At 68.9% G+C, this 17989-nt stretch carries 18 protein-coding genes and 1 pseudogene; 9 read left to right on the plus strand and 10 right to left on the minus strand.

Annotation, left to right across the window (positions count from 1 at the left end; all coding sequences use genetic code 11):
- The first annotated feature begins 110 nt into the window (after positions 1–110).
- The 3 genes from AC07A4_RS18380 (at position 111) to AC07A4_RS18390 (ending at position 3765) form a co-directional block, all read left to right on the plus strand.
- A complete protein-coding gene (locus AC07A4_RS18380; protein WP_478599548.1) occupies positions 111–1490 on the plus strand; it encodes an aminotransferase-like domain-containing protein in 1380 nt (459 codons plus the stop codon).
- Positions 1491–1522: 32 nt separating this feature from the next.
- Entirely contained in the window at positions 1523–2596 is a 1074-nt protein-coding gene (gene hppD / locus AC07A4_RS18385) for a 4-hydroxyphenylpyruvate dioxygenase (RefSeq protein WP_478599551.1), read from the plus strand.
- 68 nt (positions 2597–2664) lie between these two features.
- Positions 2665–3765: an alpha-hydroxy acid oxidase gene (locus AC07A4_RS18390; protein ID WP_478599554.1), complete on the plus strand. Its 1101-nt coding sequence runs from the start codon at positions 2665–2667 to the stop codon at positions 3763–3765.
- Between the two features lie 226 nt (positions 3766–3991).
- Here AC07A4_RS18390 and AC07A4_RS18395 read toward each other — a convergent pair whose 3' ends face one another.
- From AC07A4_RS18395 to AC07A4_RS18405, 3 genes are all read right to left on the minus strand, one after another.
- On the minus strand, positions 3992–5413 hold the full coding sequence (locus AC07A4_RS18395; protein ID WP_478599940.1) for a prephenate dehydrogenase: 1422 nt from the start codon (positions 5411–5413) through the stop codon (positions 3992–3994).
- Positions 5356–6405, minus strand: coding sequence for a methyltransferase (locus AC07A4_RS18400; protein ID WP_478599556.1), 1050 nt, complete (start codon positions 6403–6405; stop codon positions 5356–5358). Before AC07A4_RS18400 ends, AC07A4_RS18395 begins: the two co-directional genes overlap by 58 nt.
- A gap of 741 nt (positions 6406–7146) precedes the next feature.
- Entirely contained in the window at positions 7147–7596 is a 450-nt protein-coding gene (locus tag AC07A4_RS18405; RefSeq protein ID WP_478599559.1) for a hypothetical protein, read from the minus strand.
- Between the two features lie 59 nt (positions 7597–7655).
- Between AC07A4_RS18405 and AC07A4_RS18410 the strand changes: the two genes are divergently transcribed.
- Positions 7656–8177: a hypothetical protein gene (locus AC07A4_RS18410; RefSeq protein ID WP_478599562.1), complete on the plus strand. Its 522-nt coding sequence runs from the start codon at positions 7656–7658 to the stop codon at positions 8175–8177.
- A 43-nt stretch (positions 8178–8220) separates the two neighbouring features.
- On the plus strand, positions 8221–8643 hold the full coding sequence (locus AC07A4_RS18415; RefSeq protein ID WP_478599564.1) for a hypothetical protein: 423 nt from the start codon (positions 8221–8223) through the stop codon (positions 8641–8643).
- Between the two features lie 206 nt (positions 8644–8849).
- Here the strand turns inward: AC07A4_RS18415 and AC07A4_RS18420 are convergent, their stop codons facing one another.
- Positions 8850–9218: a hypothetical protein gene (locus AC07A4_RS18420; RefSeq protein ID WP_478599568.1), complete on the minus strand. Its 369-nt coding sequence runs from the start codon at positions 9216–9218 to the stop codon at positions 8850–8852.
- A 59-nt stretch (positions 9219–9277) separates the two neighbouring features.
- Positions 9278–9510: pseudogene (locus tag AC07A4_RS18425) on the minus strand (NF041680 family putative transposase); the annotation flags it as partial.
- Here AC07A4_RS18425 and AC07A4_RS18430 point away from each other — a divergent pair.
- The 3 genes from AC07A4_RS18430 to AC07A4_RS18440 all read left to right on the plus strand — a co-directional run bounded on the left by AC07A4_RS18430 (position 9488) and on the right by AC07A4_RS18440 (position 11636).
- Complete coding sequence (locus AC07A4_RS18430) at positions 9488–9856, plus strand: DUF6193 family natural product biosynthesis protein (RefSeq protein WP_478599570.1); 369 nt, start codon at positions 9488–9490, stop codon at positions 9854–9856. The pseudogene AC07A4_RS18425 and the gene AC07A4_RS18430 sit on opposite strands and share 23 nt — an antisense overlap.
- A gap of 273 nt (positions 9857–10129) precedes the next feature.
- The gene (locus AC07A4_RS18435) at positions 10130–10348 is read left to right on the plus strand and encodes a hypothetical protein (RefSeq protein ID WP_478599572.1); all 219 of its coding nucleotides are present in this window, start codon (positions 10130–10132) and stop codon (positions 10346–10348) included.
- Between the two features lie 505 nt (positions 10349–10853).
- Positions 10854–11636 carry a class I SAM-dependent methyltransferase gene (locus AC07A4_RS18440; RefSeq protein ID WP_478599575.1) on the plus strand — a complete coding sequence of 261 codons (783 nt, stop codon included), beginning with the start codon at positions 10854–10856 and terminating at the stop codon, positions 11634–11636.
- 262 nt (positions 11637–11898) lie between these two features.
- On the opposite strand, the gene AC07A4_RS18445 is transcribed toward AC07A4_RS18440, so the two are convergent.
- Positions 11899–13368, minus strand: a complete 1470-nt coding sequence (locus tag AC07A4_RS18445; RefSeq protein ID WP_478599578.1) for an MFS transporter — start codon at positions 13366–13368, stop codon at positions 11899–11901.
- Between the two features lie 151 nt (positions 13369–13519).
- Between AC07A4_RS18445 and AC07A4_RS18450 the strand changes: the two genes are divergently transcribed.
- Positions 13520–14086: a TetR/AcrR family transcriptional regulator gene (locus tag AC07A4_RS18450; RefSeq protein ID WP_478599580.1), complete on the plus strand. Its 567-nt coding sequence runs from the start codon at positions 13520–13522 to the stop codon at positions 14084–14086.
- 100 nt (positions 14087–14186) lie between these two features.
- Here AC07A4_RS18450 and AC07A4_RS18455 read toward each other — a convergent pair whose 3' ends face one another.
- The 4 genes from AC07A4_RS18455 to AC07A4_RS18470 form a co-directional block, all read right to left on the minus strand.
- Positions 14187–14777 (minus strand): TauD/TfdA dioxygenase family protein, encoded by a 591-nt coding sequence (locus AC07A4_RS18455; protein ID WP_478599582.1) that lies wholly within the window; start codon positions 14775–14777, stop codon positions 14187–14189.
- A gap of 26 nt (positions 14778–14803) precedes the next feature.
- On the minus strand, positions 14804–15631 hold the full coding sequence (locus AC07A4_RS18460; RefSeq protein ID WP_478599584.1) for a zinc-binding dehydrogenase: 828 nt from the start codon (positions 15629–15631) through the stop codon (positions 14804–14806).
- A gap of 260 nt (positions 15632–15891) precedes the next feature.
- Complete coding sequence (locus tag AC07A4_RS18465) at positions 15892–16758, minus strand: MmyB family transcriptional regulator (RefSeq protein ID WP_478599586.1); 867 nt, start codon at positions 16756–16758, stop codon at positions 15892–15894.
- A 121-nt stretch (positions 16759–16879) separates the two neighbouring features.
- Entirely contained in the window at positions 16880–17962 is a 1083-nt protein-coding gene (locus AC07A4_RS18470; RefSeq protein WP_478599588.1) for a hypothetical protein, read from the minus strand.
- Positions 17963–17989: the final 27 nt, after the last annotated feature.

Genomic DNA, 17989 nt, shown 5'->3' on the forward strand with positions numbered 1-17989 from the left:
CGACGAGTTCCCCGTGTGCCTGTGCAGGCCTGACCGGCGATACACCCAGCCCCGAGCAACATCGCGTTCCGGGGTCTGAACGAGACTCCACACTTCGGAAGGCGATGATGATGAGCGAGACGTACAGCGCGGCGAAAGACATCGGCGGTGACGCTGTCCGGGCACCCCGGACGGGTGCCGGAGCGGTCCTGCGCAAGGAGGACCTGCACCCCGGCATCGCGGATCCCGTGATGGACACGATGAACTTCCTCAACGAGATCACCCTGAACTACCCCGAGGCCATCTCCTTCGCCCCGGGCAGGCCGTACGAGGAATTCTTCGACACCGAGCAGATCTTCACCCATCTGCGCCGCTATCTGGACCACTTGGCCGCCCAGGGGCGCTCACCGGCCGACGTGCGCAGGGCGATGTTCCAGTACGGGCCGTCCGCCGGGTTCATCCGCGAGATCATCGCCGACTCGCTCCGCCTGGACGAGGGCATCGACGTTCCGCCGGAGTCGATCGTGGTCACGGTGGGCTGCCAGGAGGCGATGTTCCTGGCGCTGCGCGCGCTCATGTCCGGTCCCGACGACGTGCTGCTGGTCTCCAGCCCTTGCTACGTGGGGATCACCGGGGCGGCGCGGCTCCTCGACGCCGAGGTGGTCGCCGTCGAGGAACGGGAGGGCGGTCTTTCGTGTGCCGACCTGGAGGCCGCGGTCCTGGCCGAACGCGCGCGGGGCCGCAAGCCCCGCGCGGTGTACGTGATCCCCGATCACTCCAACCCGTCCGGCGTCACCATGCCGCTGGAGACCCGGCACGAACTGCTGGCCCTGGCCGACCGGTTCGACCTCCTAATCCTTGAGGACAGCCCGTACCGGTTGGTCAGCCCCGGCGCACAGGTGCCCACGCTGAAGTCGCTCGACCAGGGCCGACGAGTGATTCACCTGGGCTCGTACGCCAAGTCCCTGTTCCCCGGCGCGCGGGTGGGCTACGCCGTCGCCGACCAGCAGGTGGTGAGCGCGGACGGGACCACCGGTCTCTTGGCCGACGAGCTGGCCAAGATCAAAAGCATGATCACCGTGAACACCTCCGCACTGAGTCAGGCGGCGGTGGCGGGCGCCCTGCTGGCGTCCGGCGGCAGTGCCGCCGAGCTGAACACGGGCATGGCCGCCCACTACGGCGACACCATGCAGGCCGCCCTGCGGGTCCTGGAGCGCGAGTTCCCCGCCGAGCGCCGGTCCCGGCTCAAGGTGAGCTGGAACGCGCCCAGCGGGGGCTTCTTCCTGACCCTGCAGGTGGCCTTCCGCGCCGACAACGACGCGCTGGGCCGATCCGCGCAGGACTTCGGTGTCATCTGGACGCCGATGTCCTACTTCCATCCGGACGGTGGGGGTGAACACACCATCCGGCTGTCGACCAGCTACTTGACCCACGCTGATGTGGACGAGGGCATCCGACGGCTGGCCGATTTCATCGAGTCCGAGGTTGCCGCGGCGCAGCGCCGCGGCTGAGTTCCGTTGAGTGTGCACCCTGGAGGTGGGCTGTGGAGATCCAGTCGATTGACCACATCGAGCTGTTCGTCGAAGACGCCGAGGACGCGGCCGTCGGTCTGTGCGACCAATTCGGTTTCGCCGTCGCCGGTCGCGGTGGAGCCCGTACGGGTCTGCGCGGATGCGAGTCGGTGCTGCTGCGCCAGAACGACATCACCCTGCTGGTGACCTCGGCCACCAGCCCCGATCACCGTGCCGCCGAGTACGTCGAGCGGCATGGCCAGGGCGTCGGTGTCATCGGTGTGCGCGTGGACGACGCTCAGGCCGCGTTCGCCGAGGCGGTCGAGCGGGGAGCCGACCCCGTCGCCCCGCCCCACACCGTCGGCTCCGAAGGAGCCCAGGTCGTCTTCGCCTCGGTGAGCGGGTTCGGCGACGTGGAGCACCGGTTCGTCTCCCGCGGCCGGGCCGACGGCCCGTTCGCCCCGCTGATCGACGAGAGCGGCTACGACCGCTCCGGTACGGGCCTTTTCACGGAGATCGACCACCTCGCGGTGTGTGTGCCCGCCGGCACGCTGACGGAGACGGTGCGCCGCTACGAGGAGATATTCGGCCTCCGCCAGACCTTCGAGGAGCAGATCATCGTCGGCTCCCAGGCCATGGACTCCAAGGTCGTCCAGAGTGAGTCCGGACGGCTGACGCTCACCATCATCGAGCCGGACATCACCCGTGCCCCGGGCCAGATCGACCGGTTCATCGCGACCCACGACGGCGCCGGGGTCCAGCACATCGCGTTCCTGACCGAGGACATCCTGACCGCCGTGCCCAAGAGCGCCGAGCGGGGCGTGCGCTTCCTCACCACGCCGCCGAGCTACTACGACATGCTGACGCCCCGGCTCGGCCCGATCGGGGTCCCGGTGGAGGCGCTGCGCGAGCTCAACGTCCTGGCCGACCGCGACTACGCGGGGGTCATGCTGCAGATCTTCACCGAGTCGCGGCACGAGAGGGGCACTCTCTTCTACGAACTGATCGACCGCCGTGGCGCCCGCACCTTCGGCAGCAACAACATCAAGGCCCTCTACGAGGCCGTGGACCGCCAGCAGACGAGCAACCCGACCGGCCAGGCCTGAGATGTGCCCTGCGGCGGTAGCGGCCCGGCGCGATCCTCGCCGGCGATGAGTGTCATGGAGGACAGGCGATGAGACTGACGCTAGGCGACTTCGCGAGCTCGGCCCGATCCCGACTCGCCCCCGCGGTCTGGGACTTCTTCGAGGGCGGCGCGGGCGAGGAGCGGACCCTGGCGGCCAATACGGAGGCCTTCGACCGGCTGTGGCTGCGGCCGCGGGTCCTGCGCGACGCCGCCCGCCCGGACACCGCGACCACGATTCTCGGCCGCCCCTGGGACGCGCCGCTGGGGGTCGCCCCGATGGGCTACCACACGCTGGCCCACCCGCTGGGCGAGCTCGCCACCGTCCGCGGGACGGCGGCGGCGGGCCGGATGCCGGTCGTGATCAGCACCTTCGCCGGGCGTGACATCGAGGAACTCGCCGCCGCCGACGGCGGTCCGCTCTGGCTGCAGGTCTACTGCCTGCGTGATCGGTCGATGACGCGGCGCCTCATCGAGCGTGCGCAGGGCGCGGGCTTCGAGGCGCTCGTCCTCACCGTCGACACCCCCCACATGGGCCGGAGGCTGCGGGACCTGCGCAACGGCTTCCGGCTCCCCGAGGGCATCGTCCCGGCCAACCTCGACGGGCAGGACTTCACGGTGCCGGCCGCGCACGCCAGGTCCGAGTTCGCCCCTCTCGACTGGTCGGTGGTGGACTGGCTGCGCTCGATCAGCCCGCTGCCGATCCTGTTCAAGGGGATCCTCACCGACGCCGACGCGGTGCGGGCCGTCGAGGCGGGGGTGGACGGCATCATCGTGTCCAACCACGGCGGGCGCCAGCTCGACGGTGTTCCCGCGACGCTCGAGGTCCTGCCGGAGATCGCGGCGGCGGTGGGTGGGCGCGTCCCCGTCCTGCTCGACGGGGGAGTGCGCCGTGGCCGGGACGTGCTCGCCGCGCTCGCGCTCGGCGCCGACGCGGTGCTCGTGGGCCGTCCGATCCTGCACGGCCTCGCCGTCGACGCGGACCAAGGGGTGACGGACGTGCTGAACGTCCTGCTCGGTGAACTCACCGACGCCATGGCACTCGCCGGGATCCGCGCGCTCGCCGACATCGGTCCCGACCTCGTCAGGCCCGCTGCTGGCGCCGATCCACGGGTCCTTCACCCCGCCGCGCTTGGGGCCCTGCAGCCGTAGACAGGCGCGTTCGAGACAGCGAAGGCGGGCGCCGCTCCGGCGCCCGCCTCGCGAGTTCTCCCACCCCGCGCTGTCTCCACCCCGCGCTGTCTCCACCCTGCACTGTCTCCACCCCGCACGGTCTCCACAGCACACCGTCACCACAGCACACCGGATGGGCGCGACAAGGCACGACGGCGCCGCACTCCGACGACGGCAGGGCGCGGCACATCCAGCGAAGCGCTGCTCAGCGGAGCCGCCACCCGCGGCTCTGCAGGGCCGCCACCAACACCTCGCGCAGGCCCCGGGTGACGCTGAGCTGAGCGAGACCGGCTGGCTGGGCGGCCGAGTGCTCCAGGTGGACGTCTTCGACGTTGACGCCCGCTCGGGAGGCGTCGGTGAAGAGCCGGGCCAACTCGCCCGGCTGGTCGCCGATCACGACCGTCACCGTCTCGTACTGTTCCGGTACGGTGCCGTGCTTGGCGGGAATCCGGGCCTGCCCGGCCTGGCCGCGGCGCAGCAGGTCCTTGACCACGCGCGCGCCGTTGCCGCGCTTGTCCTCGTCGGTGGCCCCCATGGCCCGCAGGCCCGCGACGGCGTCGTCCAGGCCCTCCGACAGCTCTTCGAGCAGGTCGGCCACCACCAGTGCGTTGGCGTCGAGGATGTCCACCCACAGGTCCGGATCCGCGGCCGCGATGCGGGTGAGGTCGCGGACACCCGACCCCGCGAGGCTCACCATGCGTTCGTCGGCCTGTTCCAGGAGGGCGGCGACGAGGCTCGCCACAAGGTGCGGGGCGTGCGAGACGAGGCCGACCGCGCGGTCGTGGGCCGCCGCCTCCATCAGCACGGGCACGGCCCCGCACATCGCCACGAGTTCGAGCGTGGTGTTCAGCGTGTCGGTGTGGGTGTCGGCGGTCGGGGTGAGCACCCAGTTGCACCCGTCGAAGAGGTCCGCCCGAGCGGCGAGCGGCCCGCTGCGCTCACTGCCCGCCATCGGGTGGCCGCCGAGGTAGCGCGTGGTGTCGCAGGCGAGGGCGATGGCGTCCTGCTGCGGCCTGGTCTTGACGCTGGCGACGTCGGTGTAGTGCCGCGCCACACCTTCGGCCTGCAGGCGTACGACGACGTCGGACACCAGCGCCGGAGGGACGGCCACGATGGCCAGATCCACGGTCCCCGGCGGCTTCTCCACGGTGCCGGCGCCGAGCGAGGACGCGATCCTGGCCGCGGTGGGGTCCGCGTCCCGCAGGTACACGCTCACACCGTGGGCTCTGAGGGCCAGCGCGGCTGAGGTTCCTATCAAACCGGTGCCGACTACCAGGGCGTTTTCCATAGAGACCATGTCCCTTTCCTGACCGTTGCCGCTCCGCGGCCCTGGGGGACCGAGGGCGCCGGTGTTGATGTGGCCGTTGTCCGGCGGCCACTCCAGGCCGTCACCTCGGTCCCCGCCGAGTCTCGCCACCCGGCACCAGCGGGCGCCGAGTGAGAGGGTTGCCACGGTCGCGGCGGTCAAGGCCGACAGGAGGGCGGCGTACACCGGCCACAGCGAGTGCTGTCCCTCGTCGTTGGCCAAGACGATGAAGCGGCCGCTCCCGCCGTCGAAGGGACGGGTCGTCAGTCGCTCGCCGGAACCGGCTCGGACGGAATCGCCTCGATGACGTTGAAGATCGATTCCCCGACGGGCAGCACCCTGCCCCGGACCAGGCCCGCGGCGGCGAACAGCTTGTCGAACTCGGACAAAGTGCGCTCCCGGCCGCCGAGGAGCACCAGCATGCCGAGATCGCTCCAGCGCGCCGGATGGGCTTCGGAGGTCTCGGGAACGATGAGCTCGCACACCACTATTCGACCGCCAGGGGCAAGCGCCCTGACGCTGGCGCGCAGGATCTCGGCGGCCTTCTCGTCGTCCCAGTCGTGCAGCACGCTGCCCAGCAGGTGCACGTCGGCGCCCTTGGGAAGCTCGTCGAAGAAGTCGCCGGCCACCAGCGTGCACCGGTCCCGGAACGGGGCGAGCGGGGAGTCGTGGGCCGCGAGATCGACCACGGATCCGCGATCGAACAGCACGCCGCGCAGCTGCGGTTGGGCCTGCAGGATCATGGACAACACCGTGCCGATGCCGCCGCCGATGTCCATGACCGTGTGCGCCTCGTCCCACACCGGCAGGGCGCCCATGCCGGTGTACAGGCGCCTGGCGCGCTCCCGCATCCGGGAGTTGAAGGCGGCGTCGGACGTGGACTTCGTGTCCTGGTCCTCGAAGAAGGTCTGGCCGTAGGCCGCCGGGAGCGGCCGCCGTTCCGCGGCGGCATCCGCCGCCTGCAACCAGGCCCGGTGGGAATCCAGGTTGGACAGCGTGGCCCGCATCGACAGGGGTGAGTCGGCCTTGAGCACCGCACCCAATTCCGTGGGGGTGAAGCGCCCACGGTGATCCCGGGCGAAGAAGCCCGCCCCGGTGAGGGCGTTCATCAGGCTCATGAGCGGCTCCGCCGCGAAGCCGACGGCGGCCGCGAGTTCCTCAGGCGTCGACCCGTCCGGCGAACATGCGTCGGCCACACCGAGACGTGCGGCTATGGCCAGCGAGTAGGGCAGTACCGCGACGATGCTATCGTCCGCCATCAACAGGAATTCGCGTACGACCGGATCGGGCACGCCGCGCACCAGCTTTTCCAACTCAGTCAACGTCCTCGCCCCCTTCCTTAGTCAATGTCATCCGGATAGCGAAACTAGTTCCGCTATCCGGGGGCTGGGATTTGCGCTGCGGGTTCATCACGTCATTCCCGTCTTCATGCGCTGTACGAATGCGAGTCTATACAGAAGTTGCTTGCAAAATACAGAATCATATCTCGATCCGGGCAGGTGGCTTGCGTATTCAACTGCCCTGGTGCGGGAGGCCGTCAAGGAACAGGGCGGCGCGGTGACCCTGTCGTCGCGGCGGCGCCGGGGATTGTGCTGCCCGGCGAAGGGCCTGGCGAACAGCCAACAAGCACACGCGCCCGTACCGCTGTCCCGTCGACAGGACAGCGGAAGACCCCGGAACGCGGCTTTTGCGGCGAAACGGAAAGGAGTTGTCCCCCCGGCGGTGACGCAGCGCTTCGCAGTGATCGACCTCCCGGCCAATCGGGAGTAGCTTGGCCGCACATCGTGGGAACAGCCGGGGAGCGCGGCAGCGGCATTGCCGTCCTGTCGGCGGGAGAGCCGGTGCCCGGATGCCGCCCACGCTGTTCCTTGCCCTGAGATTCCCGGCCTTTCATCGTGGCATCGCGATGGCCCTTGGCGTCGCACCATGGAAAGGATTTACCTCGCTGCTGGAACGGCGGAGGCGGGACAGCCGCCGTATCCCGCGGGCGTCGAGTGCCACGCAGCGGTCCCCAGTCGCGCCGTGTACGTCGGCCCCGGTGACCACTCGGATGTTCACGGTGAACCCATGGTCGCGCTGGGATGGGGCCAACTGGCATCGGACGCTCCAGTCGGCATCCCGCTGAAGTCCGAGGCCGGGATCATCTCGAGCCGCCACGGGACGTTGCGCAGGTCAATGCCGCCGTGGTCGTACACGAAGGCGGCGTTGTCACCGTGGTCGACGAGCGACTGTTCGAGGACGTTGTCCGGCCACTGTGCCGAGGTCAGCGCGCTCCCCTGGTGGACCGGATTCGATCCATCAGGAGGACCTCCGCTACCGGAACTCTCCGCGATTCGCCGAAGACGCCGCTTTCTGGCGGACGTATCTCGCCGACGCCCCCGAGGCACTCCGGCTGCCGGGGAATCGCCGACTCGATCGGGGTGCGGATGCCGACGTTCCTGACCGCGGCGGCCACCATCTTCTTCCGTCACCTCGGCGGACGTCAGGACCTCACCCTTCTCCATGCCGGGCCTCCGGCCGCACGTGTATCGCGAGGGCGTCCTACGGCTCGCAGGCGACCATCGTGCCCGTCCGTGCGGACGCGCCGTTGTCGGCGCGATTCCCCGACTTCGCGCGCACGCTCGCCGATGAACTGGAGCGCGTCGGAAGGCACTCCGTCCACCAGGTCTCCGATATCCGCCGTGCGGCCGGGACATCCGACGCCGGGTCGGTCGCCAGTCCCTTCGGCGCCACCCTCAACATCCTTCCTTTTGTCAGGCCGATCGACTTCTCCGGCACTGCGGCCTACGCGCAGCCCGGTTCCTCCTGGGGAGCCGTCGATGACCTGCACTTCGGCATCAACTACGACGGCCGAGCCAGAAGCGACCTGTACGTGCGTGCGGACGCCAACAGCACCTCGTACAGCGCGGACGGCGTGCGTCGCCTCGCTACCACCCTGGTCGCCTTCATCGACGCTCTGGCGCGGAACCGCACGCCGCGATCGGATCGCTGGATGTGCTGGGGTCGGGGTTGGGGCGCCGGGTGGGGTGGATCCGGGTGCGGCGGCGAGGTGGGGCGAGGCCTGGCACGAGCATGCGCGCAGTGAACTTGACGCCGCTGCCGACCGGTTGAGGCCGACGGCCGGGGTGATGGCCCAGTTCGTGTGGTTCGACGCGGGCCCGCACAGCGTCGGCCGCCTGATCATCGTCGTGCAGCATCTGGTCGTCGACACGACGTCCACGGTCCGGTACGTGCACCTGGACCTGTCGGTACCCGTCACCCACGCGCTGCTCAGCACCCTGCCGACCGCCTACCGCAGCGGTGCCAACGACGGCCTGCTGACCGCCCTGGCCCTAGCCGTGACCCGGTGGCGCAGGCAGCGTGGTGACGGTGAGGCCTCGCTCCGGCTCCGCCTTGAGGGCCGGGGCCGCGAGGAGACGACCGCCCCCGGAGCCGACCTGTCCCGCATGGGGCGGCTGCCTGGTGGCCCTCACCTCATCTTCCACGAACCTGGTTCCCGACCATCGGCAAAAGGCCGCCGACGTGTACGTCCGGCACGCGTGCTGAGGTGAAGGAGCTTTCCGCATCGTGTTCTTGCTGAGTGTTTCGCCCTGTGTGATAGCGCTGGATGACGGTTTGCGAAGGCTGTTGCGCTGGGAGTTCTTGAGCGTCGAGGCGTTCGCGGACGACGCGGGCGAGAGGCATGTGTGTGAGGGTGTCTCGCTCGACGGCCCTCGCCCCGTCATGACGTGGGCCGAATCCTCGCCACCGGCGAGCGTTACCAAATATCACGCAAGCTCAGGTATTGGCCAGCCGCCAGTGCCTTGGTATAGCGGACGAAAGAGTTGGCGCATCTCGTGGAGTGGAAATGGGCAAAAACGGTCACAGGGTCAAGAGGAACGATATTGCACTTGCCGTAGTGTTCTTCCTTCTCGCGCTCGGTGCATTGTCGATCCTTCCTCTCAAGCTGGCTGGCGAGTTGGATGTCCAGATGGGTGGGGCCATCTGCACGGCCATAGTGGGGGTCTTCTTCATGATCAGCGGGATTGGCGTAAGCATGGATGGTTCCGATTTCGGCGCCCCCTCCGCGCAGAAGGGCGGTGGCTACACATGTTCCGGCGATGAACACGAGGGCAGTGGCTGCCATGGGGTGGGAGCAGATGGGTGCGGCGGGTGTGCCGACGGCGGCTGACCTTTAGAAATCTCTCAGCTAGTTTGTGGTTCGCGGGCTCTGAGTTGATTACGTTCGGGGGGCTTTGAGGGCGCCTAGTCGATTTGCCCATGTCGTAGCGGGTGGCGGGCAGCCGGTTCCGCGAGCCGAGTGGGCGCCCTGGTCCGAGAGGTGATGGCCAGGGTGCTCGGGCCGGACTGTGCAGGTGAGGGGGGTTCCTGAACCTCCGGCGGCCCCGGGCCGGGGTGAGCCGCCCGCTTCTCCCAGGGGCCGCGCATGCCGAGCCGCGCTTGTGCGGTCTCTTTCCCTTCCCGACTCACGGCACACCGCACTTCCTGCGCAGCGTGCCGCCGCGGCTGGAGCCAGGCCAGGACGACCTCCCGTGCATCCTGTACGGCGGCGGCTCGCCCTACAAGGTCTACTCATCCGGTTACGGCCTGCTTGGCGAGGTCGTGACGTCGGCGGAAGCCGTCGCTCTTGTGGTGAGGCGCTTGCCGACGAACGAGGTCAAGGGGGCCTACGCGTCGCGAGACGAGACACCCGTTCTGGGCGAACTGAGCCTGAGGCTTGCGTGGTCGCCCAAGCCCCAGCCGAGGCACCCGAATCGCCTCTAGAACCGGCTCGGACTGCGACGAGTCACCCCGCTGCCCGGCTGTGATCACGATCGACAGAGGCTTCTGTCCCTGCTCCACCGCAAGATGAATCCCGGTGGTCAGCCCGTCTCGGGAACGCCCGAGTCCGTGACCGGCCGGTTCAGCGAAGACCCCTTCGGGCGGCTCCTTCTAGTGATTTGGCCACGTAGGTTCGCCGGTTTGGGTGTCCGAGCGGTCGGACGAGCGGTGACGTCCGATCTGACTGCTGGGGGTGTGGTGGCTGAGCCTGTCCGTGTGCGCAGGTTGACTGACCAGGAGGGGCAGAAGCCGCAGCGGATCGTGCGCAAGGGCAGCTCCAGTGCGGTGCGCTACCGCCGCGCGATGATGTTGCTGGCCTCGGCTGGCGGGAACCGCGCACCCGCGCTCGCGAAGTGGGTGCAGGTCGACGAGGACACGGTCTGGAACGCGATCCACTGGTTCGACGAGATCTGGCCCACCTGCGGGGCGTGCTAGGCCGAACAGGGTCGGCCCGAGCGGTATCCCCGCGATCTGTCACCGTACTCACGGAGTGCGCTACTTTCACGGTCGCTACTCGATCGGCGACGACACGCTCTAGGGCGTCAACCAGCGCAAGAAGGGGGCCGCGAACACCCTGACCGCGCTGAGGTCGATCCGGGCGGCTCGCCCGGACGGCGCCCCGATCTACGTCACCCCGGACAATCTGTCCGCCCACAAGGGCGAGCCCATCCGGCGCTGGGCGCAGAAGAACCGGGTCGGCAGAAGAACCGGGTCGAGCTGCGCTTCACCCCGACCTACGCGTTCTGGGCCAACCCGATCGAGGCCCCCTTCGGACCGCTGCGGCAGTTCAGCATCGCTGACTCCAACCACCGCAACCACACCGTGCAGCCCCGGGCCCGTATCCGCAGCGAGAAGGGCATCCGCTGGGGCGGCTGAAGTCAGGCAGGCGCTGCCTGAAACCGCCCGCTCTCCCCGGCGGCCACGCACTACGGTGGGATACATGCCCGAACTCTCCGTGCGGGATTTCTACGACGATTTGGCCCACGACTACCACCTGATGTTCCGGGACTGGGACGCGAGCATGGCCTACCAGGCCGAGGTATTGGGTGGGCTCGTCCGCCAATCTCTCGGCGCGGGACCGCACACCGTCCTGGACTGCTCGTGCGGGATCGGCACCCAGGCCATCGGACTGGCCCTGGCAGGGCACCAAGTCGTCGGCAGTGACCTGAGCCCGGTCGCCGCCGCGCGTGCCGCCACCGAGGCCGCGGCCCGGGGACTCCGGCTTCCGGTCGCTGCGGCTGACATGCGCCAACTGCCGTTCAAGGAAACGTCATTCGAAGCCGTCCTCTGCGCGGACAATTCGCTCCCGCACCTGCTCTCCGGGCAAGATCTCCGGGCGGCACTCCTCGGCATGAGACGGGTGCTCCGAGACGACGGACTGCTGATGATCACTGTCCGGGCCTATGCCGAGGCGCGTCAGACCAGACCCACGGCGACACCTCCCCAGCTCTCGCGAACACGCGATGGTCACGTGATCACCTTCCAGCTGTGGCACTGGCATGAAGACGGCGAGCGCTACGACCTGGAGCACTTTCAGCTCATCCCCGCGGAGAACACCTGGCAGGTCCGAGTCCGCCGGAGCACCTACTGGGCACTGACGCTCCCGCAGCTGACAGAGTTCGTGACTGAAGCCGGCTTCACCAACATCGCCTGGCACAGTCCAGCCGCCAGCGGGTACTACCAGCCCGTGCTCACCGCACAGCGCGCCCCCTCAGCGCAGTAGTCCAGACATCGGTTCCGCCCTGTCCAACGTTCCGTTCATCCATGGCGAACTGGTTAACGTTGCCGGTCACAGCAGTAGCCTCGTCCGAGCCCCGCTGGCGGACCGCAACGGCGGCGGCCCAAGGGGCATCAGCCTCGCCTCGGCGCACGGGTGGCTTCGGACGCGCTCAGCCCGGCCATGTTGGTCCCGCGGAACGCGTGCACCGGCAGGCGGCAGTCGGCAGTCGGACCCGTTCTCCCGCCGCACCGGATCGGTGTCGCCGTCAACGGCTGTTCGCGGATGTCCCTTTCGAGGTGGTGACCGCGGCTGGATCGGTGGACCGCGGCGACGCCGAGGACCCTTCCGCGGGCTCGGACCTCGCCAGCCACAGGCCGGTGAACACGGCGGTGACCAAAGTGACGGTGCCAGCGGCGAGGAAGGCGCTGTTGAGGCCGCTCTCGAAGGAGGCGCCGCCGGACTGCCGGGCGCGGACAATGGCTCCGAGTAGCGCCACGCCGAGCACCGCGCCGATCTGCCGGGTGCTGCTGCTGATGCCTGATGCGAGGCCGCCTTCCTGTGGGCTGACTGCTTGGATGGCGGCGCCCGTCAGCGGGGACATGGTCAGGGCGAAGCCGGTGCCGACGACACCCAGCCGCCACCACACGTTCCCGTAGCCGGTGTCGGCGTGCACCATGCCCAGCGCGAGGAGGCCCAGGCCAGCCAGAGACAGGCCGGTGGTGACCACGATGCGGAAGCCGTACCGGGCGGCGAGCCGGCCCGCGTACGGGCTGACCATCACCATGGCGAGGGATACCGGCAGGGTCTGGAGGCCGGCGCGCAGGATCGAGCTGCCCTGGACGTACACGAAGAACTGGGAGAAGAAGAACGACGAGCCCATGAGCGCGAACCCCACCACGATCATGGCGGTGTTGGACACGGTGAACAGCCGCTGCCGGAACAGCCGCAGCGGCAGCATCGGTGCGGAGCGACGCGCCTCGACGGCGACGAAGACGGCGAGGAGGATCGCCGCGGCGGCGAAGCTTCCCAGTATCAGCGGCGACGTCCAGCCGCGGGCACCACCCTCGATGAGCCCGTAGGTCAGTACCCCCACCGCCAGAACGGACAGCACCGTCCCCGGGATGTCGATCGCGGGGGCGCCCGGGTTGCGGGACTCACCAAGGTGGCGCAGGCCGACCAGCAGCAGGACCACGCCGATGGGCAGATTGACCAGGAAGATGGCGGGCCAGCCGAAGGCATCGGTCAGCACGCCGCCGGCCACAGGGCCCGCTGCCAGACCGATGCCGCTGAATCCGGCCCACAGCCCGATCGCCTTGACCCGTTCCTGCGGCACGGGATAGGCGGCGACGAGCAGGGCCAGCGAGGCCGGGCTCAGCGCCGCGGCCCCGATGCCCTGCAGCACCCGGCCGACGACCAGCCAGCCGAGCGAGGGCGCGAGGGCGCACAGCACCGACGCGGCGGTGAACACCACCACACCGGTCAGGTACACCCGCTTGCGGCCGAACCGGTCGGCGAAGATGCCGCCGGACAGCAGCAGCATGGCGACCAGTAGTACGTATGCGTCGACGATCCATTGCAGACCGGTCAGCTGAGTGTGCAGCCGGTGCTGCATATCGGGCAGCGCCGCTCCCACGATCGTGTTGTCGAGCAGGACCATGAATTGGCCTAGGCAGGTCACCGTGAGCAGCACGGCCCGGTGTGACCGACTGCCTACGGCCGCATGCGATGCAGCCATGGGGATTCCTCTCCATCGTCAGTTGCGCCCGGCCACGGTCGACGGGGGTGGCGATACACGCGAGCGCTCTAAAGCAGTCATCGACTGCGTTAGGAGACTGTAGGGAGGGTGGCCTCGCTAACGCAAGTCACGCCTGCGTTAATGTGGGGGCATGGACGAACGACAGCGAGCCCGGAGGCCCGGCGGGCGCAGTGCCCGCGTCGGCGCGGAGGTGCACCAGGCCGTCACCGACCTGATCGGCGAGCGCGGCTACGGCAACTTCACCGTCGGCGAGGTCGCGGCCCGCGCGGGTGTGGCCGACAGCAGCATCTACCGCCGGTGGGGCAGCCTGGAATCCCTGCTCACCGACGTGGCGCTCACCCGCCTCAACACGCAGTCACCGATGCCCGACACCGGGAGCCTCGCCGGTGACCTGCGCACGTACGCGGCCCAGGTGGCCCGCGAGATCACTGGACCCGACGGTCCGGCGGTGCTGCACCTGGCCGTCGCCCTGTCGAGCAGCGGTCGGCAGGGCCTGAAGGCCGGTGCCGAGCTCCGCGCCGAACGCACGCGGCAACTGCAGTCCATGCTCGACCGCGCCCGTGCACGCGGCGAGCAGGCCCCTGACGCGTTCGACGTGCTGGACCACATCCTGGCCCCGATGTACATCCGCGTCTTGTTCGGCATGGGCCCGCTCACCCCGGAGTACGTCGACGGCCTGGTCGACCGCATGCTGTGACCTCAGCCCCGCCCGCGGGACCAGCCCGCGGACGCGGTGCCAGTGCTCCGTGCTCCCCGACACCCGCCCGGCCAGCTCAGGCTTCCGGCCCTTGGCTGGCTCACGCGGCTTGGCCGAGTCCGTCGGTCGGCGGGCCGTCGCCGCGGGTCGGGGTGACGTCGACGTTCAGCTGCGGGGCGTAGGCGTCGGGTTCGTCGGCGAGCTCGTGGGCAGGGCGGCCCGTGCCGTCCCGGTTCCCGTCATCACGGGCGACACCAAAGCGAGCGTGCTGGCAGATGCGTGTACCGGGACATCGTGGAGGTTCATCGATGGAGGGGGACGAGGACGGCTCGGTACCTGGCGCGTGCGCGAGCCGGATCTGAGTGAGGCAGAGCTGGTTGAGGCAGAGGACTGGCTGCCGCGTTTCCGGAATGAGTCGCACGACGGGATGCGGTGCGCTCTCTTCCCGCAGCGGGTGTTGGTGGAGGCCCGTAGCCCCTTCCAGCGCGGCCTTCCAGTCCGTCGGGAGCTGCGCGTACGCGGCGGACATGTCGGCGAAGAGGGTGCTGGTGCGTGCCACGGGTGCGCCGATGTGCTGGGCCAGTTGCTCCAGTTGGCGCGGGTCCAGTGGCATCCCGCACAGGACGATCACCCCGTACACGGACAGGGCCTGGCGTAACTCCTCTTGCACGGCCTGCATCTTCGCTGCCACGGCGGGGGCGCCCGCTGTGGCAGCCTCTACGGCCTCGAGGCGAGCCGTGTGAGCGGGGCGATGTTCCTTGCGCCCATGCGGGCCCGCAGCCCAGCATCGGTAACGCCCAGGCCGGGACGGGGCGCCAGGGCGAGCACGCCGACCTTGCCGCAGTGTGCGTTGTTCGGGACGAGTCTGGTCGCTTCGCCGGTGTCTTGAAGCCTGTAGGTCACCGACAACGCGGACTGGACGTGCCCCAGGCCGATCAGCCGGTTCATCTCCGTCTGCTCCTGGAGATTGGCACTGCGGCTTCCGATGACCCGCTTGAGCTGCATCCACAGATATGTGCTGTCCACCTCGTGCAGGTAGCCGGTGGTGGAGCCATAGGTGACGATGGTGCCGCCGCGCCGCACCACGAACAACGAGGTCCCGAACGTGGCCCGCCCCCCCCATGCTCGACGACGATGTGCGGGTCCTCGCCCACGGCATCGCGCATCAGCTTCCCCAGCCGCTTGCCCGCCGCGCGGGGGATCCGCCGTCTCACCGGCCGCCCCACCGTTGTCCGCCGCGTTGCCGGTGAGCCCGCGTTCCTCCCGGTTGATGACCGCGTGGCGGCCCAGGGCGCGAGCCTGCCGGGCCTTCTCCGTGTTGCCGACCACCGCGACTGCTATGCCGTCGCCATTGCGTACGAGTTGGACCGCGTAGGCGCCGACGCCACCGGTCGCTCCCCAGACCAGCACGACGTCGCCCTGCTTCATCCGCGCGTCGTGCTCACCGACCAGCATGCGGTGGGCTGTTCCCGCGCACAGCGGATTGACGGCCGCCTCCTCCCATGCCAAATGGGCTGGCTTCGGCAGCAGTTGGGTGGACTGCACGATGGCGTAGTGGGCCAGCCCGCCGAAATCGGTCTCGAACCCCCAGGCCCGCTGGCCGACACCCGCCGATGACGAGATGCGGACGGTGGTCAGACCTCCCGGTTGATGATCGGGTCAGCCTGCTGCCTGGTACATCCACCTGTCCGCCCTCGAAGCGATCTTCAACAATGCCCGGCTGTCCGTCCACCTCGCATTGCACCACGCGGCAACGGGGGCGCAGTTCAGTGTCGGGCGCTCTGCTTCCGCGTGGGTTCTCGTTCTCATTTTCTGCGGAAATCCAAGGTGACGAGGCGGCCGTTGTGCATGCCCAGCGGGGTGCTCGCTGTGATGTCGATCCATCCGGTGCCATGTCTGGGGTGGAAGAAGGGACGGCTGTCGCCGTCCGGGTGCATGTAGGGGTCGTTGATTCTCTTCCAGATGGGGCGCGCCTCGGGATCCTCGTTGATCCGTCTGGCCATGTCGAGGAGTACCGGGTTACGAGGGTAGGCTTTCACCGCGTTCTTCACTTGGTTCAGCACGGCAGGCGCCCAGACCCGGTGCCAGTCCAGAAGGATGACCGTGCGTGCCCACGGGGAGAGGCACATCCATTCCATTGGATTCCGCGGCGGTTTGTTGTTCTCGAAGACTTCGCAGAAGGCCTGGTTGTGCAGCAGCAGGTTCCAGCTGTGGTCGGTGAGGTAGGACATCAGGCGCTGACCGTCCACGACGCGCTGGTAGACGACGCGCATCTTCTTGGGGAGAGCCGCGTTCCGCAGCGGGTAGGGGTTCCGGTAGCCGAATACGGAATGGAAGACTTGAGAGTACTCCTCCTCCGTCAGGCGTAAGAGCTCAGCGAGTTCTTCGAGGAAGTCCTGGGTGGGGTTCTTCATGCGTCCGCTGAGGAAGCGGACGTATGTCCCGGGAGCCCGGTCGAGGAGGAAGTCCACGTCGGTCTGTATGAGGGTGAGCGACGGCTTGGGCCCTCTGCGTACTCCCGTCTTCTTCCTGGCCTCCGCCGCGAGTTCGGAGAAGTCGGAGCGCTGGATCCTCCCGCGGGCGTCCTCGAGTATCTTCCGTACCTGTGCGGCAGCACGCTCTTCTGCTGCCTGAGCGGTCGTCGGCAGGCCGCGTTTCTGCGAACCGGTCACCGCGCCGCCTCCTGGTCCCGCACAGCCGGAACCGGCCTTTGCCACGACATACCTTGCACAGTGATCACCCGCGTCGTCCTGGGCGTACGCTTCACGGGACGGTCGTACGCCGAGTACTGGATCAGTACGGTGAATTCAAGCGGTCAAGAACCGGCTTGTGCGCCAGCTTGGGCCCTTCGTGCTGAGGAATGGCTGGAGTTGTCCATCTGACCCTGCAGGCCGATGCCAGGTAGCCCGGAGCCAGGCCCAGGAGCAGGCCCCGGGAGCCGGCGGCGGGAGGCCGCTGGTGGAGACGAGCCAGCATCCGCAGCACGGATGTGGCGCCTAGGTCACCGTCCTCGGCGATGCTGGTGAGCGAAGGCTCGAGTGTCCTCTGCGGCAAGGTTCTTGTTCCGGACAGGGAGTGCAGTGGGGCCGGGCCGCCGGGGTGGACGAGGGCGAAGTCGGGCGCCTGCTGGCCCGGCCGCAACCAAGGCAGCGCCGTGAGCCCCGGATGCTCCTGCGCGAGGTGCCTGGGTTCCTCGGCCTGTGCGGGGGTGTACGTGTCGGGATGCGCGTACTGCCAGGTTTCCTCGATGACCAGGCTCGGTGTGGTGAGCGCCTTGCTGCTGACGATCGCGGCCGCCGCGCCGTCGCTGGCCATGAGGTGACAGATGAGAGCGGCGAGGGAAGCGGAGTCGGAGGTGACGGCGGTCAGCGGCTGGTGGATCTCGGATGTCACCACCAGGGTGGGCTTGCCCAGACGCGCCATGTCTTCCGCCACGATCAGCCCGTGCACCGCACCGGTGCTGGACAGACTGGTCAGGAGCACGCGTGCGGTGGTGGGCGGCAGGCCCAGGGCGAGCGCTATGTCGCTGTCGAGGAGCTGATCTGCCTCGGCGAGGGGCCCGTCCTGGACGACCACTAACCCTCCTACCTCCTGCGCGGATATCGCAGCGTTCCTCAGGGCGTGGCGGCAGGCCTGCTCCATCAGCGCGCGCAGGTCGCGGTGGCGGTCTTCCGCCGTATACGGCGTGGGCTCTCGGCCATCGGGATGCGGGTGCGTACGTGTGCGGCGGCGCCCGCTCACCGCGCGTGCGGCGGTGCGGAAGTCCGGGTGTTCGGTGAGGCGCGGGTGGTGCTGGCGCAGGTCGGCGGCGATGTCGTCGGTGGTGGTGTCGTACCTCCCGTGGGCGATCCCGGGCGGGCTGACATGAGTCTGCACGGTTGCTCCTGCTGGTCGCTCTGGTCG

The organism is Streptomyces sp. NPDC043996 (genome assembly GCF_056435225.1).

Coding starts and splice junctions, on each gene's coding strand:
- AC07A4_RS18380 (WP_478599548.1), top strand. CDS start 111: ATGAGCGAGACGTACAGCGCGGCGAAAGACATCGGCGGTGACGCTGTC.
- AC07A4_RS18390 (WP_478599554.1), top strand. CDS start 2,665: ATGAGACTGACGCTAGGCGACTTCGCGAGCTCGGCCCGATCCCGACTC.
- AC07A4_RS18405 (WP_478599559.1), bottom strand. CDS start 7,596: ATGGAGAAGGGTGAGGTCCTGACGTCCGCCGAGGTGACGGAAGAAGAT.
- AC07A4_RS18415 (WP_478599564.1), top strand. CDS start 8,221: ATGGCCCAGTTCGTGTGGTTCGACGCGGGCCCGCACAGCGTCGGCCGC.
- AC07A4_RS18420 (WP_478599568.1), bottom strand. CDS start 9,218: ATGGCAGCCACTGCCCTCGTGTTCATCGCCGGAACATGTGTAGCCACC.
- AC07A4_RS18440 (WP_478599575.1), top strand. CDS start 10,854: ATGCCCGAACTCTCCGTGCGGGATTTCTACGACGATTTGGCCCACGAC.
- AC07A4_RS18445 (WP_478599578.1), bottom strand. CDS start 13,368: ATGGCTGCATCGCATGCGGCCGTAGGCAGTCGGTCACACCGGGCCGTG.
- AC07A4_RS18450 (WP_478599580.1), top strand. CDS start 13,520: ATGGACGAACGACAGCGAGCCCGGAGGCCCGGCGGGCGCAGTGCCCGC.